The sequence below is a fragment of the Herpetosiphon geysericola genome, assembly GCF_001306135.1.
GTDB classification, from domain to species: domain Bacteria; phylum Chloroflexota; class Chloroflexia; order Chloroflexales; family Herpetosiphonaceae; genus Herpetosiphon; species Herpetosiphon geysericola.
On the sequence record NZ_LGKP01000012.1, the window covers coordinates 51,841 to 67,698 of the forward strand.

The 15,858-nt window shown below is 50.6% G+C and carries 11 protein-coding genes; 4 read left to right on the forward strand and 7 right to left on the reverse strand.

The genetic code is table 11. From position 1 onward, the window contains the following. The first annotated feature begins 73 nt into the window (after nucleotides 1-73). Nucleotides 74-4,414, forward strand: a complete 4,341-nt coding sequence (locus tag SE18_RS06550) for a hypothetical protein (protein ID WP_054533634.1) — start codon at nucleotides 74-76, stop codon at nucleotides 4,412-4,414. Nucleotides 4,415-4,592: 178 nt separating this feature from the next. Beyond that, complete coding sequence (locus tag SE18_RS06555; RefSeq protein WP_152976566.1) at nucleotides 4,593-4,940, forward strand: hypothetical protein; 348 nt, start codon at nucleotides 4,593-4,595, stop codon at nucleotides 4,938-4,940. Nucleotides 4,941-4,997: 57 nt separating this feature from the next. On the opposite strand, the gene SE18_RS06560 is transcribed toward SE18_RS06555, so the two are convergent. Next, the gene (locus SE18_RS06560; protein WP_054533636.1) at nucleotides 4,998-5,363 is read right to left on the reverse strand and encodes a cupin domain-containing protein; all 366 of its coding nucleotides are present in this window, start codon (nucleotides 5,361-5,363) and stop codon (nucleotides 4,998-5,000) included. Nucleotides 5,364-5,452: 89 nt separating this feature from the next. Next, on the reverse strand, nucleotides 5,453-7,276 hold the full coding sequence (locus SE18_RS06565) for a discoidin domain-containing protein (RefSeq protein WP_054533637.1): 1,824 nt from the start codon (nucleotides 7,274-7,276) through the stop codon (nucleotides 5,453-5,455). A 166-nt stretch (nucleotides 7,277-7,442) separates the two neighbouring features. Between SE18_RS06565 and SE18_RS06570 the strand changes: the two genes are divergently transcribed. After that, nucleotides 7,443-9,011, forward strand: coding sequence for a phytoene desaturase family protein (locus tag SE18_RS06570; protein WP_054533638.1), 1,569 nt, complete (start codon nucleotides 7,443-7,445; stop codon nucleotides 9,009-9,011). On the opposite strand, the gene SE18_RS06575 is transcribed toward SE18_RS06570, so the two are convergent. Further along, nucleotides 9,008-9,724 carry a phosphatase PAP2 family protein gene (locus SE18_RS06575; protein ID WP_054533639.1) on the reverse strand — a complete coding sequence of 239 codons (717 nt, stop codon included), beginning with the start codon at nucleotides 9,722-9,724 and terminating at the stop codon, nucleotides 9,008-9,010. The genes SE18_RS06570 and SE18_RS06575 overlap by 4 nt on opposite strands. 114 nt (nucleotides 9,725-9,838) lie before the next feature. Continuing rightward, nucleotides 9,839-10,450 carry a hypothetical protein gene (locus tag SE18_RS06580; RefSeq protein WP_054533640.1) on the reverse strand — a complete coding sequence of 204 codons (612 nt, stop codon included), beginning with the start codon at nucleotides 10,448-10,450 and terminating at the stop codon, nucleotides 9,839-9,841. 193 nt (nucleotides 10,451-10,643) lie between these two features. Between SE18_RS06580 and SE18_RS06585 the strand changes: the two genes are divergently transcribed. Further along, nucleotides 10,644-13,010, forward strand: coding sequence for a Kelch repeat-containing protein (locus SE18_RS06585; RefSeq protein WP_054533641.1), 2,367 nt, complete (start codon nucleotides 10,644-10,646; stop codon nucleotides 13,008-13,010). A gap of 31 nt (nucleotides 13,011-13,041) precedes the next feature. On the opposite strand, the gene SE18_RS06590 is transcribed toward SE18_RS06585, so the two are convergent. The 3 genes from SE18_RS06590 to SE18_RS06600 form a co-directional block, all read right to left on the reverse strand. After that, nucleotides 13,042-14,418 (reverse strand): MBOAT family protein, encoded by a 1,377-nt coding sequence (locus SE18_RS06590; protein WP_054533642.1) that lies wholly within the window; start codon nucleotides 14,416-14,418, stop codon nucleotides 13,042-13,044. A 74-nt stretch (nucleotides 14,419-14,492) separates the two neighbouring features. After that, on the reverse strand, nucleotides 14,493-15,296 hold the full coding sequence (locus SE18_RS06595) for an alpha/beta fold hydrolase (RefSeq protein WP_054533643.1): 804 nt from the start codon (nucleotides 15,294-15,296) through the stop codon (nucleotides 14,493-14,495). Next, a complete protein-coding gene (locus SE18_RS06600; protein WP_054533644.1) occupies nucleotides 15,289-15,831 on the reverse strand; it encodes a PadR family transcriptional regulator in 543 nt (180 codons plus the stop codon). Before SE18_RS06600 ends, SE18_RS06595 begins: the two co-directional genes overlap by 8 nt. Nucleotides 15,832-15,858: the final 27 nt, after the last annotated feature.

Here is a 15,858-nt window from a genome sequence, read left to right on the forward strand (position 1 = left end):
GCTGTTAGCCCAAATCACTCATTACTTCAGCATTCTTGAACGCGACATGTAGCCATTTCAGAGGAGCAATCGTATGAATTTCTTCCGGTCTCAGCGCAATTATGGGCGGCTTTTACTGGCCTTAATCGTCGTGCTTAATCTTGGTATGGCACGCTCTGCGGCAGCTGCTGGAGAGACCCCTTACGCTAATGCTGTTGATTCAAGCACCAGTGGGGTGATTGTTAATGGTAATAATGCGGTTGGTGCACCAAATGGTACTACAACAACTGTGATTGGTGCGCTTGGCTTAAATTTGACCCTCGATATGGGCTTAAACGAAGAAGGCACTGGCGACCTTGTGGTCTATTATGCTGGGCTTGGCGTACAAGTCACGCCAAATATTCAGTTTCTCAATGGTAGCCGTCAAGTAATTGCTACGGCTCCATTAAGCCTGATTGGTTTATCAATTGGTTCGATTTATTCAACTACCGTAACCTATGCAAATAAGCCTACCCCTTACCGCTATGTCCGCTTTACCTCACTGTTAACTGCATATCAAATTGATGCAGTTGAGGCAAAATCATTCCGCCCCGATAGCGACAACGATGGGGTGAATGACACCGATGAAATTACCAACGGCACTAACCCCCTCGATCCTGATAGTGACGACGATGGCTTGAATGATGGCCAGGAAATCGTCAATGGGACTAACCCGAATAATCCTGATAGTGATGGTGATGGGTTGCCCGATGGTTGGGAAGTCGGCTATACGCTAAATCCAAACGATGCAACTGGCGCAAATGGCGCAGCTGGCGATCCAGATAGCGATGGCTCGACCAACTTGCAAGAGTATCAAAAATCGACCAACCCTAAGAATGCTGATACTGATGGCGATGGTTTGAATGACGGTGCTGAAACGACCGCCGGCACCAATCCGAACAATCCTGATAGTGATAGTGATGGCTTGCCCGATGGTTGGGAAGTGACCTACAGCTTGAATCCATTGAGTGCAACTGGCGCGAATGGCGCAGCTGGTGACCCTGATGCTGATGGTTCAAGCAATCTGCAAGAATATCAAAATGGTACCAATCCCCAAAATGCCGATACTGATGGCGATGGGTTAAATGATAGTGCTGAAGCAGCAATTGGCACGAATCCCAATAATGCTGATAGTGATAGCGATGGCTTGCCTGATGGTTGGGAAGTAACCAACAGCCTCAATCCATTGAATGCAACTGGCACCCAAGGTGCAGCAGGCGACCCAGATAGCGATGGCTCGACCAACCTCCAAGAATATCAAAATGGTACCAATCCGAATGATAATGACAGCGACAACGATGGCTTGACTGATGGTCAAGAAGCGACTTTGGGCACGAATCCCAATAATGCTGATAGTGATGGCGATGGTTTGCCCGATGGCTGGGAAGTTGCAAACACCCTCAATCCATTGAGTGCAACTGGCGCGAATGGTGCAGCTGGTGACCCTGATACTGATGGTTCAAGCAACTTGCAAGAATATCAAAATGGAACTAACCCAAATGATAATGACAGCGATAACGATGGCTTGACTGATGGTGAAGAAGTTAGTGCTGGCACCAACCCAAATAATGCCGATAGCGATGGTGATAGCTTGCCCGATGGCTGGGAAGTCAACCATGGCTTGAATCCATTGAGCAGCACGGGAAACAATGGCGCAACCGGCGATCCCGATGCTGATGGCTCGAATAATGCAGCCGAATATGCAGCAGGCACCCATCCAAATGATAATGACAGCGATAACGATGGCTTGAATGATGGCGCTGAGGCTGCCTTAGGAACCAACCCGAATAATGCTGATAGTGATGGCGATGGTTTGCCCGATGGCTGGGAAGTCAACAACAGCCTGAATCCATTGAACCCAACTGGCACCCAAGGTGCAGCAGGCGACCCCGATGCTGATGGCTCGAATAACCTGCAAGAATATCAAAACGGCACCAACCCAAATGATAATGACAGCGATAACGATGGCTTGACTGACGGTGAAGAAGCCACATTGGGGACGAATCCCAATAATGCTGATAGTGATGGCGATGGTTTGCCAGATGGCTGGGAAGTCGATAATGGGCTTGATCCCTTGAGCGGCACTGGTGCAAATGGTGCAGCAGGCGACCCCGATGCTGATGGCTCGAATAACCTGCAAGAATATCAAAATGGCACCAACCCAAATGATAACGATAGCGATAATGATGGCCTGAATGATGGCGCTGAAGCTGTGGCTGGTACTGATCCAAATGATAGCGACAGCGATAATGACGGTTTGCCTGACGGCTGGGAATTGAATAATGGCTTGAATCCATTGAATCCTAATGATGCTGCTGGTGACCCTGATAACGATGGCTTAGATAATGGCGCTGAATTTGTCAATAATACCAATCCCCAGGTTGCTGATAGCGATGGCGATAACTTGAACGATGGTGATGAGGTCGCAGCAGGCACCAATCCAAACGACAGTGATAGTGACAACGATAGCTTGCCTGATGGTTGGGAAGCCGCTAATGGGCTTGATCCATTGAGTGGTACTGGCGATGATGGCGCAGCAGGCGACCCCGATGCTGATGGCTCGAATAACGCTGCCGAATATGCCAACAACACGAATCCAAATGACAATGACAGTGATAACGATGGCTTGACGGATGGTGAAGAATCTAGCCTGGGGACAAACCCAAATAATGCTGATAGCGATGGCGATGGCTTGCCCGATGGCTGGGAAGTTGATAACAGCCTTGATCCATTGAGCAGCATGGGCGATGACGGCGCAACAGGCGACCCTGATGCTGATGGCTCAAGCAACTTGCAAGAATATCAAAATGGCAGCAATCCTAATGACAATGACAGTGACGACGATGGATTGAATGATGGCGCTGAAGCTTTGGCTGGTACTGATCCAAACGACAGCGATAGCGATAATGATAGCTTGCCCGATGGCTGGGAGGTCAACAACAATCTTGATCCATTGAGTGGGGTTGGTGATGATGGGGCAGCAGGAGATCCCGATGCTGATGGCTCGAATAACCTGCAAGAATATCAAAATGGCACCAACCCAAATGATAACGATACCGATAACGATGGCTTGAATGATGGCGCTGAGGCCAGCGCTGGTACTAATCCAAACGATAGCGACAGCGATAACGATAGCTTGCCTGATGGTTGGGAAGTTGATAATGGGCTTGATCCATTGAGCAGCACTGGTGATGATGGTGCAGCTGGCAATCCTGACAATGATGGTTTGAATAACGCAGCTGAATATGCTAATAACACGAATCCAAACGATAGCGACAGCGATAACGATGGCTTGCCCGATGGCTGGGAAGTAAGTTATGGGCTTGATCCATTGAGCAGCACTGGTGATGATGGTGCAGCTGGCAATCCTGATAATGACAGTTATGACAATGCAACAGAATTTGCCAATGGTACTAGTCCAATAGTCTTTGATGCACCTGTAGCAACCAATACACCAGTCCCAACAGCAACCGAGGTGCCAACGGCGACCGCGACCGAGGTTCCAACGGCGACCGCGACTGAGGTTCCAACCGCAACGGCAACTGAGGTTCCAACGGCAACGGCAACCGAGGTGCCAACGGCAACTGCTACTGAGGTGCCAACGGCGACGGCGACCGAGGTTCCAACGGCGACCGCGACTGAGGTTCCAACCGCAACGGCAACTGAGGTTCCAACGGCAACGGCAACCGAGGTGCCAACGGCAACTGCTACTGAGGTTCCAACGGCGACGGCAACCGAGGTTCCAACGGCGACGGCAACCGAGGTTCCAACGGCGACGGCAACCGAGGTGCCAACGGCAACTGCTACTGAGGTGCCAACGGCAACAGCAACCGATGTGCCAACGGCGACGGCGACTGACGTCCCAACGGCGACGGCGACTGACGTTCCAACGGCGACGGCAACGGAGGTTCCAACCGCAACCGCGACTGAGGTTCCAACGGCGACGGCGACTGAGGTTCCAACCGCAACCGCGACTGAGGTTCCAACGGCGACGGCGACTGACGTCCCAACGGCAACGGAGGTTCCAACCGCAACAGCAACCGATGTGCCAACGGCGACCGCGACTGAGGTCCCAACGGCAACGGCGACTGAGGTCCCAACGGCAACGGCGACTGAGGTCCCAACCGCGACGGCGACTGAGGTCCCGACCGTAACCGCAACAGCCACAGCGATTGCAACTGCGACCGCAACGTCGATTGCGACCGCAACGGCAACTAACGTACCGACGGCAACGGCAACGGCAATTGTAACGGCAACGGCAACCAATGTGCCAACGGCGACCAGTACGAACGTGCCAACGGCAACGGCAACGGCAACCAATGTGCCAACCGCGACCAGTACGAACGTCCCAACCCAATTCAAGATTTTCTTGCCAATCGCAATGAGAGGCGAATAAATCTGCGCAAGCTCAGCCGCCCTGTTTGTTCAACAAACAGGGCGGCTTTTTATTAAGCGAGATTTTTATGATACAGTTCGAGATGCGGTGAGCATGGTTCTCAGAATCTATTTAGGAGGTCTTTGTGATCGATCGCATGTTCCTTTCGCCGACTATTCACATGCATATGGGGTCGCTTGTGATCATAGTTAGCCTTTTGGCGATGGGTTATACCTGTTGGTTGGCTTGGAAAGGTAAGGAGCTTAATCGCTGGGCGAATGTGGCGATTATTAGCATGCAACTGGTGATTATGATTCAAGCGCTGTTGGGGATTAAGTTGCTTGATCAAGGGCTTGGTGTGGTGCAGCTATATATTCATTATGTCGGTGGACTAGCGCCACTTTTCTTTTGTTCGCTGTTTTATTGGATTCCAATTGCCCGCCCGCAAATCAAAACTCGCTTTGCAGCAGCGGTCACCGTTGGCTCGTTTTTGTTTGTGATTATGACGTTTACAATTGGCCAGGCCTACGTGCGCGGCACGGTTTAATTGATCATTAGCCTCTCATAGGATCAAAACTATGAGAGGCTTGCTTGTAAATCTTGGCTAAAGCTGTTCGAGTTGGCTACGAGTGCGCTCATTATTCAAATTGCCAGTGTTGAGCGTGGTCGCTGGCTCGAACATCATCAACCAAACTTCCTCGGTTTCTGCTACTGGACAATGCTCTACTCCACGGGGCACAATCAACATCTCGCCTTGATTCAGCACTTGGTCGCCATCACGCAGTTGCATGCGCAAGCGGCCTTGCACCACGAAAAATAATTCATCTTCATGCTCGTGATGATGCCACTCGAATGCGCCTTGAAGTTTTGCCAATTTAACTTGTTGACCGTTAAGCTCGCCAATTACCCGTGGATTCCAATAATCGTTGAAGTGACCGAATTTCTCAAGCAGATTGATGACTGCTGGCATAGCTTGGCTCCTTACAGCGAATGCGCTGGTTAAATGATAACCAGACGAATACCATTCAATATCCGTCTGGTTGCTGATTGAGGTTAATGCTATTTGGATTGTTGGGCAAGTGGCAAGTATTGGGCTGCTAAAGCTGGTTTTTGCCAAACTTCGACATAATCAACTTCGAGCAAGCCATTGCCCGCCACAATACTATCGACGGTTGATTGTTTGACCCCGAAGTAGGCACAGCCTGCTGGTAATGGATTGCCAGTACAGCCATTGTAGCCAGCGGGATATTCGCCGCCCAAAGCCAAGTTCAAGATGAAGAATTTGGGATTGTCATACGTCCATTGACCATAATCGGCAATGATTTGGGCCCGAGTAAAGCTCAGAATTTCACGATCGTCGACGAACCATTTGATAAAGGTTGGGTCCCATTCGACGGCGTAGGTATGCCAATCGCCAGTGGTTTGGCCTGCTGGCAAATTGACTAAGCCGCCAGCCGAGCCAGCGCCCCAGTAGCCTGGGCCATGCAATGCGCCTGATGTCCAATTGCCATAGCCAATATTTTCCATAATATCAAGCTCGCCGTTGCCAGGCCAGCCAACTTGATTAATATTTGCGCCCATCATCCAGAAAGCTGGCCAGTAGCCTTCGCCAACTGGCATTTTCATACGCGCAATCATCTTGCCATATAAGAAACTTTGGCGGCCTAAGCCGAAAATTCGGCCTGAGGTGAAGGGATAGCCATTGGCGGTTTCTTTGCGGGCAGTGATTTTCAGCGTACCGCCGCTAACCGCGACGTTGTTGCTGGTATATTGTTGCTGCTCGCCATTGACATGCACATCGTTATCGTAGGCCCAATTGCTCATGTTCAAGCTATTGCCATCGAAATTTTCGACCCAAACCCGACTATAGCTCCCAGTCAACGGCGCTGGGGCTGGATCGTAGCTAGGATTGCCAGCATTACAGCCGTAGACTTCCAATTCCCAGATCGAATAGCCATACTCGGTAGCTTTTTTGGTCATATTGATGCGTAAATAGCGCCCAGTAACCGGGGTTAAATTGTAGTCGTTGTTAGTTTGGGTATTGCCAACCACGCTGCGTAGCGTCGTCCAATTGCTGCGATCATTCGAGATTTGAATTTGATAATCGGCGGCGAAAGCTGCTTCCCACAAGATGCGCACGCGATTGATTGTGGCATTGGTTGAACCTAAATCAACATACAACCAAGCATTAACTGGGCCACTTGGATACCAGAGATGGCTCCAGCGTGTGGTCGTGGCATTGCCATCAACCGCTTGGGCTGGAGTTGAAGTTTTCGATTCATAAAACCAAGCATAGGCTGGTTTGTTCAAGGCAATGTTGCTTGAAGTTGGGCAGCTATTTGGAATTGTGGTTGGTTGGGCGGTTGGCTGAACCGTTGGTTGAATGCTGCCACTATAAACCTCAACCTCAAACAACGAAATGCCATATTGAGTAGCACGAGTGATGCTTTCGATTCGTAGATAACGACCTGTGCCACTGATGCTCAAATCGTCAAGATTGCCATCGCTATTGCTGATGGTTTGGATGGTCGTCCAAGTGCTGGCATCGTTGGAGGTTTGAATGCGGTAGCTGCTGGCGTAGGCTGCTTCCCAACGCAAAACAATTCGATTGAAGCTTTGCACGCTGCCAAGATCAACCCGCAACCATTGACCATCGGCAAAGCTGCTGCTCCACCGAGTATTCAGGTTGCCGTCGAGTGCCAACGCAGCCCTAAAATCGGCATTTTCGTTACTTGAAGCAAGCGCGGTTTTGCCCAACGCTAGGTTGGTTGCGGCAAATGTGCTTTGGGGCTTGCTCAAAAACAGCATTGGGCTGAGCAGCAAACAGGCCAATAAGGCCAAGCGTGATCCACCACGAACAGAAAAGCGTCCATTTAAGAACATCGTTGGCGCTCCTTTGATCAAAAGACCAATACTTATTCCACTGAAAGTAATTAAAACACGTTAAGATATATTCATGCAAGGGTTTTAACCAAAGATGACTTGAAATTGCTGTTTGAATAGCTAGCTAGAGCTACCTTTTGCTCTATCGGCGTGTGAAAGGAGTGTTATGGATAGCTACGATAGTGTGGTGATTGGCAGTGGACACAATGCCTTAGTTGCAGCAGCCTACTTGGCGCGGGCAGGCAAATCGGTGTTGGTGCTCGAAAATAACGATCGGATTGGCGGGCTGGTTCGGACAGAAGAATTAACCTTGCCTGGCTTCGAGCACGATGTCTATTCCTCGGCGCACCCGCTTTTTACGACCAGCCAAGCCTATGCTGAGCTTGGCGCTGAGTTAACTGCCCGTGGGTTGCGCTACATCAACACCGATATTCCAACTGGCGTATCGTTTAGCGATGGCAGAACCGCGATTTTACCTCAAGCATTTGAGGCTATTTTGGCCGAGGCTGAGCGCTTAGCAGCGGGCGATGGCGCAATCTTTGGCCAAATGCTTGGTTCATTCAACCCCTATGTTGAGGATGTATTTCGCTTGTTTGCGCTGGATTTGCAATCGCCCACGGCGCAAACGATTATTCAACGCTTGCTGCATAGCGAAGCAGGGTACTCGCCATTTAGTAAGTTGCTGTTTGAAACAGCGCGCCATGTGGTCAGCCCATTTCAATCGCCAGTGATGCAGGCCATGCTTGCGCCATGGGTCATGCATCTTGGCCGTAATCCTGATGAAATTGGCAGTGGTTTATGGGTATATCTGATTGTGTTGGCGACGATGGGCGCGGGCATGGCCACGCCTGAGGGTGGGAGTGAGCAATTAGCTGTGGCTTTGGGCCGTTTAATTAGCGACCATGGCGGGGTGATTCGCACGCAAACCGCAGCAACCAGAATTGTGCTGGCTAATGGCAAGGCCAGCGAAGTCCATACCAATACCGGCGAGGCCTTCAAGGTGCGCGAGCATGTGATTGCGTCGGTCAATCCTGATCAGCTCTATTTGCGTTTGTTAGCAGATACGCCGCAGCCGGATCATGTGATTCAGCAAGCAACCAATTATCGTTATGGGCGCGGTTGCGTGCAAATTCATTTGGCGCTCAGCGAGCCGCCACGCTGGCCTGATGCCCGTTTCAATCGAATTGGTCAGCCGCATTTAACCGATGGCTTGAATCAATGCACCTTGGCAGTTGCCCAAGCAATGGCTGGCTTGTTGCCGAGTAATCCAACGTTTACTGTGGATTGCCCAACCAACCTCGACCCAAGCCGGGCGCCAGCAGGTAAGGCGATTATGCGGGTGCAAGTGCTCGAAGTGCCATGTCGTCCGCTTGGCGATGCTGCTGGCCAGATTTCGGTTGGCGATGGCACATGGACTGGTGATTTAACTAAGCGCTTTGTTGAACGCATTTTGGCAATCGTTGAACGGCATATTCCGAATATTCCAGCGAGTGTTTTGGGCATGAACGTGATTACGCCAACCAATTTGGCCCAATTTAGCCCCAATCTTGGGCCTGGCGATCCCTATGGCGGTGCGCATGATCTGGCGCAAAGCTATCTGTTGCGGCCAATGCCAGCCCAACCAAGCCACCAAACCTTGGTACCCAATATTTTTATGCTTGGGGCTGCAACCTGGCCGGGCCATGGAATTAATGGTGGTTCTGGCTATATTGTGGCCAAGCAATTGTTAAGTTAATTGGCTCGGCGGCGCTGTCGCTGCCAACTAATGCCATGCCAGAAGGTACGCAAACATGCCAACCATGCGATCCCGCCAATCCAGCCAGCGCTAATATCGGTAGGATAATGCACAGCAAAAACCACCCGTGAGATGCCAATGAGCACTGCCATTACAGCCAAGCCACTAATAAGGCCCCAGCGCCGTTGTGGGCGCTGGCCATAGCTGAGGACAATCGCCAAACTGCCGTACCATGCTGCTGCTGCCATAGCATGGCCACTGGGAAAGCTATAGGTGCTAATCTGGTAGGCTGGCTCGAAGATGCTGGGCCGTGGCCGCTCGAAGCCCTGTTTGAGCACCGTCATCCAAATTGCTGCACCAAGCAGGGCTAAAACAATTAAGCTTAGGCGGCTGCGCCATGCTGTTGGCTTGCGCCGACACAGCCAATAACCAACGAGCAGAGTTTGGAAACTTAAACCATAGAGCGTGCCAATCCAAGTTGCCAGATAAAATATTGGCGTGAGATATGGTGCGTGGCTGCGCAACCAAAACCCACCAGCCAAGCCATTAAGATCAAATTGATTAATGTCACTATTAATAAAGCCAGAAAGCCACCAAAAAATGGCAATCAAGCAAGCAGTGGCAGCGGTAGAAATCAGGATTGCGCGCAAACCGCCGATTGCAGTTTCGGAAACATCTGCTTGCCACGTATCGTTGGTTGGTGATTGTTGCATCGAATCGAACTCCATTAAGTTAGCTGGTGGGCCTCTATAGCAGGCTTAAGGCCAACAAAAAAACCACGGAGCCGAGGAATTGGCTCCGTGGTTGTTCAATACTGCCGAGTATGACTAGATCCGGCTGCGGCCCCACCCAAGGTAGAGACCTGCCCCGATTAGCACGATCGGCACCCATACCATACCAAGACTTAGTAAACCTGGCAAGGTGGCAATCGCGATGATCGTACCAACAACAAACAAAATCGAGGCCGGAATAAAGCCCCAAAAGCCGTTGGTGCGGAAGAGTGGCTTACCAAGCAGGCCAATTGACCCGAAGCCCAAGGCTAAGCCCCAGACAACCGACAAGCCATTGGTGAGGTTGGCAAAGGGAATCCCAACTGCAAGTCCAGTCAGAATTGCCGCAGGAATGAAAAGCCCAAATAGGCGTTTAGCAAAGGCAAAGAAGAAGAAACAGCTGGCAATCGTAAATAAGATCATGGCTGGAATGAATGCGTCGGTATCGATCCCAAAGTCGGCACCGCCCATTAAACGAGCTAAAAACCATAACACCCCAAACACAATCAAGCCAATTGCGGCTATCCCGCGTGAATCGCGCTGCGTAGTCAGTTGATCTAAAAGTTTGTTGCTTGGTGCTGGTTGATTGGTTTGATAGATTGGATATTGAGCTTGAGCAGCCTCGATTTGGCGTGCGCGTTCGGTATCGTGATCGGTGTATGGTTGCATAACTTCCTCCTATGGTTTTGGCCTCGATTGGACGCCAACAAGTTCATAGTTGTTGCAGCACTATGAATGATTATGAAATTAAGGAGTTTTTGGCTTGACCTGCTTTGTATAATAGCTTGCACCAGACGTTTTGGCTATATCCAGTTTGCCGATTAACAGCATTGTGCTTAATTGGCGCTGCTTTAGGGATGTTATGCGCTTGATCTCGGTTCGTTGGTTGCTGCTATTCAGCATGCTGGGTTTGTTTGGGCTTAGCTCTTTAAAACCGATTCAAGCCCAAATTCCTGCGCATGTTTCGCACGCTCGGGTTGCTGCCAGCACAAATATGTTTAATTGGGATACGTTTCAGCCGATTCCCTTGGCTCGTTTTGAGGCTGGCGGGGCAATTGTGGGCGATAGCTTGTATGTGATTGGCGGGTTTTATACCAACCAAGTGCAAGCAACAGATACGGTTTTTGCCTACAATATCAGCACCAATCAATGGCGCATCTGTGCCAATATTCCTGAAGCGATCACCCATGCGCCTGTCGTTGCCGATGGGGATTTGATTTATGTGCTTGGTGGCTATATTGGCGATTCGCCAGGCGGCAGCACGCAGCATGTCTGGGTTTACAACACCATTACCAATGCATGGAGCCGTGGCCCAGATTTGCCAGAAGATCGGGGCGCAGCTGGCGCAACCAAGTTGGGCCGCGAGATTCACTTTTTTGGTGGTGCACATCGCCGCGATCGCCAGCTCGAAGAATGGGATAGCGACCAGCATTTTGTGCTTAATTTGGATAGCCAAGTTTGGCGCACAGCAGCACCCATGCCCAACGCTCGCAATCACCTTGGCGCGGCGACGCTGAATGGCTCTGTATATGCGATTGGCGGCCAATATTTAGCCGCTGAATCGACGAGTAGCCAAGTTGAAGTTGATCGCTATGATCCCGTTAGCGATAGCTGGACGCGGGTGGCCGATTTGCCCAAAGGCCGTGGCCATATCACCTCATCGGTGTTTGAAGTTGATGGCCGAATTATGGTCGTTGGCGGCTCAGTCAATGGCGGCGATTACGGCTTAGCTTCTGCCGATGTGATGCTCTATGATCCCAATGACAATGTTTGGATGAAATTAACCTCGATTCCCGGGGTGCGCAAAACTCCGGTTGGCGCAGCCTATGGCAATAAAATTTTGGTCACAACAGGCGGCTACGTACCCAACCCAGAAATGTGGATTGGCCAGCTTGAAGATCATTGGGAATTAGCTCGAACCTTGCCAATCTCGCTGGGCGAGGCTTCTGGCGGGATTATTGGCAATAAAATGTATTTGGTTGGCGAGAGCAACGGGGCCACGGCGGCCTTCGATCTTGGGGCAAACTCGTGGAACGCTGGTTTGGCCCAGCGCCCGTATAAAAGCCATAGCCACAGCGCCCAAGTTTGGAATCAACGGCTCTATTTGTTTGGCGGCGCAGGCACAAGCGCTGGCAAAGTCCAAATCTATCAACCTGCGAGCAATACTTGGTCGCAAGGCGCGGCCATCCCATTTGCCACAATGGCTGCTAGTTCTGCATTAATTGATGAAAAAATTTATGTTGCTGGTGGGATCGTGAGTGGCAATACCTCAAATTATCATGCAGTGTACGATCCAGCAACCAATACCTGGACTTCGTTGCCAACCATGCCCTTGGCCCGCAATGGCGCTGCTGGCGGCACTGATGGACGCTATTTCTATTTGTTTGGTGGGCGCGCCAGTGGCACAACTGGGGCGGCCAGCGCCGATGTGCAAATCTATGATCCACTTAGCCAAACCTGGACGAGCAGCGCCAGCGACCAGACAATTCCGCCGTTGCCGCAAGCGCGAGCTGATTTGGGCCAAGCAATTTGGTACAAAGGCGAATTTTATCTGCTGGGCGGCGCCGATCAAGCAAGCGTCAGCGATAGAGTTGATGTGTATAATCCTGTAACCAAAACCTGGCGCAGCGTGGCCGCCATGCCTACAGCGCGCCAAGGTCATGCCCCAATGTTGGTTGGCGGACGGATCTATGTGCCTGCTGGTGGAACCCAAGCTACGAGCAGTCAATCGCGTATTTTTGAGGTCTATAATCCTGGAGCTGCTACCCAAGCGCCTGCAACAGCCACCCCAACCGAAATACCGACGAATACGCCAACCAATACTGCGACCAATACGCCAACTAATACGGCAACCGCAACTAACACGCCGACGAGTACGGCTACGCCAACCGCGCTACCGACGAATACTGCGACGGCTACGCCAAGCGAAATACCGACAAATACGCCAACCAATACTGCGACGGCGATGCCAACTGTGCTACCGACCAACACGCCAACCGCCACGTCAAGCGAAATACCGACGAATACGCCAACCAATACTGCGACGGCGATGCCAACTGAATTGCCAACGGCGACAGACGTGCCAACTGCAATCATAACGAATCCAGCAACGGCAACGATTACTACCATTCCAACACATACGCCGACCGAGCTGCCAACTGCAACCTTTGAGCCGACCCAGCCAATTAACCATCGAACCCAGATCTATTTGCCGTGGGCAAGCAAGTAGCCGAGGGACGTTGCCGCACCCGCATTCTGGATTAGCCTAATACATGCCAAGCAATTACCGCCCAATCGACGATCACGATTGCCAGAAAGGTGCTGCTAAGGCAACAATGACCGATGATAAACAGCAAGCCTGCTGGCCAATCGCTATGTTTGAAATAGCTAAAATCGACCACAATTCTTGCTGTCCAAAAAAGCCCGTTGAATGCGACCAGGCCTAAGGCCGCTGCTTGGCCTTGTAAAATATCGGTTTTGAGCCAGGCCAATAAGCAGCCAAACATCACGATGCAAAGCACAATAAAGCCACCATACGTCCACATAATTTTGCGATTGAATGGGGTTAATTGCGCAAGATCGCTGTGCCAATTGAGCCGTTTGGGCACTTGAAAACTCGCGATCAAAATTACGCCATGGGCTACTGCTGCCAAACTAAGGCCCCAGCCCAAATACCAATCAAGCGTTTGGCTATGCAAAAGTTGCTGGCCCCAATTCAGCGCTGGAACAATCAGCGCTTGGCGAAATTGGTTATGAAACAGCCATGGCAACGGCCCAAGAATCGCCAGCCATGTCCAAATGCGTAAGCACCATGCTGGCCAGCGTTGGGCCAAATTAAACCTACGTTCAAGCAACATTAGCCCAGCGTGCAGGCCAAAATAAGCTAGCGGTTGGCCCCAACCAGCTTGGGCCGGATAGCTCAAACCAAATTCGTGGAAAATCCCCGAGAGCAGAAACATGCTAAGCAACATACTTGTTGCGCCAAAGCGCGCGAGCGGGCGCAAAAAAAGGTGTTTGTTCATTTCTACAAAGGCCGTATTCCAGCGCACGCTCCAGAAATCGCGCAACGAGCGGCTGCGCAATGGCTGACGAAATAATGCGGCAACTGACCAGCCCCAATACCATAAGCTGGCATTTAACCAATGGGCAAGGCCAAAATGCCCAAGCCCCAAAATACTGAGGATGAACACCCAACTTGCTAATTCTTGGCCAAGCCATGGCGAAAGATAGGCGCTGAGCACCAAGCCGCAACTCCCAGCCATCACCCCAACCCAACCTTGAATAATCGTTGGCCCAAGCTCGCGCTGAAGCTGGCGGCGTTGGCGAAATGGCGCTGGATTCATGCCCGGCCAGATCGTCATAAACAAGCCCAAACCCAAGCGCGAATAGCGCCGCAATTCTTGGCGGGGGAGCTGTAAAAGCACCGTCGCTTTGAGCAATAAAATTAATCCAACAGTGCTGGTTATTAGCCGTTGCCATGCGGCCAAATCTGCTGCCAAGCATAAACTGAACGCTGCGCCAGCCCCCAAGATGCTCCAACTTGCGCCGTAGCGCCAGCGATTGGGTAGATACCAAGCACTCGCGATAATGCCAACCCAACAGCTTGGCCAATACATCCACCAGATTAATGTTTGCATCGTAGCCTCATTTGCTTCAAGCTTATTAACCTAAGCTGAGCATAAGGCCACGTTGTTACGTAGCTGTTACAAGCTTATTGGGCTTGGTGCAGAAAATCGAGCACCAGTTGATTGAATAATTCTGGATTATCCATGTTGGCGCAATGGCCAGCATTTGGCAACAACTGGTGCGCTGCGCTTGGCTGACGCTGCTGCCATTCGCGACCTGCTTGCACAATAACCGCCTGATCATGCTCGCCAACCAGAATCAATAATGGGTGCTTGGGTGCTGTTTGGTTTGGGTGCATCAGTTGATTAAGTTTGCTCATTAATCGAAACGATGAGCGTGAAAAATGCTGCATGCGTTGATAAAATAAGCTTTGGCCTGCTGGATACAACACGCTGGTTCGGGCAACATAGCGCCGAAAACGCTCCATCGAGAATATCACTAAGAAAATCCATTTCAGCATTTCTTTGCGTTGCGCCCGCATAATCGCTCGTTGATCGCCAAAAATGCTATAGCCACCAACCACAATTAGGCTTTTGACCAAAGCAGGGTAGCGATAGCCAAATTCTTGCGCGATGAGGGAGCCAAGCGAAACTCCCAACACATGCGCTTGTGGCTGGTTTTCTGCTTGCAAAATTGCCGCCACATATTCTGGGGTACGCTCGATCCCAATCAAGCTTTGGCTTGGTTGCGAACGGCCATGGCCAGGTAGATCGAGTAAGATAACATAATAATATTTGGCAAACATTTCAATCTGCTGAACAAAACATTGATGATCACCAAACGCTGGATGAATCAACACCAAACTTGGGTTGCTGGGATTGCCCAAGGTGTAGTAATGCAGCTTGAAGTTGTGCAATGGCATTATTTTGGCGTTTAGCGCATCATTCATGGCTCGTTTCCTCAAGCTTGGTTAATAATTGTTGATACCAGTTGATGCTGAAATTGTAGTAGGCTACGCCATATTCCAAGGTAAGCCATTGAAAATCGGCGATTGCTTGTTGGTGTGGGTCAACATTGGTTTGTTCGCGCTCGCGTAGCAAGCTATTGAGCTGGGCATGCACTATTTGTAGACTCGTGAGATGCTCGCGCACCAGCCTAAGCCGCTCATTTGGCGTGAGAAAGCCCATAAAAAACAAGCGGGTTAAGGCTGGTTCTTTGACCTTCTCTTGAGGAATAGTACTTGCCAGCCATTGCTCGAAGGCAATTTTTCCTACAGGTGTGAGGCTGTAGATTTTTTTAAATCGACCAGCCTCAATCTGTTCTTCCACCGTAATTGCTTGCTTAGCGATGAGTTTTTCAAGCGCACTGTTGATGCTGCCAAAACTAGCGCTATAAAACAGCGAGATCGTTTCCTCCAGAATTTTCTTAATGTCGTAGCTGCTGCGCGGCTTGAGCAGTAATAAGCCGAGAATTACATATTCCATAATATATCCTTCCGTGATATATCTAAT

What these genes read in the sequence shown, in the direction of transcription:
- SE18_RS06550 (WP_054533634.1), top strand. Translation starts at nt 74, where the DNA reads ATGAATTTCTTCCGGTCTCAGCGCAATTATGGGCGGCTTTTACTGGCC.
- SE18_RS06560 (WP_054533636.1), bottom strand. Translation starts at nt 5,363, where the DNA reads ATGCCAGCAGTCATCAATCTGCTTGAGAAATTCGGTCACTTCAACGAT.
- SE18_RS06565 (WP_054533637.1), bottom strand. Translation starts at nt 7,276, where the DNA reads ATGTTCTTAAATGGACGCTTTTCTGTTCGTGGTGGATCACGCTTGGCC.
- SE18_RS06570 (WP_054533638.1), top strand. Translation starts at nt 7,443, where the DNA reads ATGGATAGCTACGATAGTGTGGTGATTGGCAGTGGACACAATGCCTTA.
- SE18_RS06575 (WP_054533639.1), bottom strand. Translation starts at nt 9,724, where the DNA reads ATGCAACAATCACCAACCAACGATACGTGGCAAGCAGATGTTTCCGAA.
- SE18_RS06580 (WP_054533640.1), bottom strand. Translation starts at nt 10,450, where the DNA reads ATGCAACCATACACCGATCACGATACCGAACGCGCACGCCAAATCGAG.
- SE18_RS06585 (WP_054533641.1), top strand. Translation starts at nt 10,644, where the DNA reads ATGCGCTTGATCTCGGTTCGTTGGTTGCTGCTATTCAGCATGCTGGGT.
- SE18_RS06590 (WP_054533642.1), bottom strand. Translation starts at nt 14,418, where the DNA reads ATGCAAACATTAATCTGGTGGATGTATTGGCCAAGCTGTTGGGTTGGC.
- SE18_RS06595 (WP_054533643.1), bottom strand. Translation starts at nt 15,296, where the DNA reads ATGAATGATGCGCTAAACGCCAAAATAATGCCATTGCACAACTTCAAG.
- SE18_RS06600 (WP_054533644.1), bottom strand. Translation starts at nt 15,831, where the DNA reads ATGGAATATGTAATTCTCGGCTTATTACTGCTCAAGCCGCGCAGCAGC.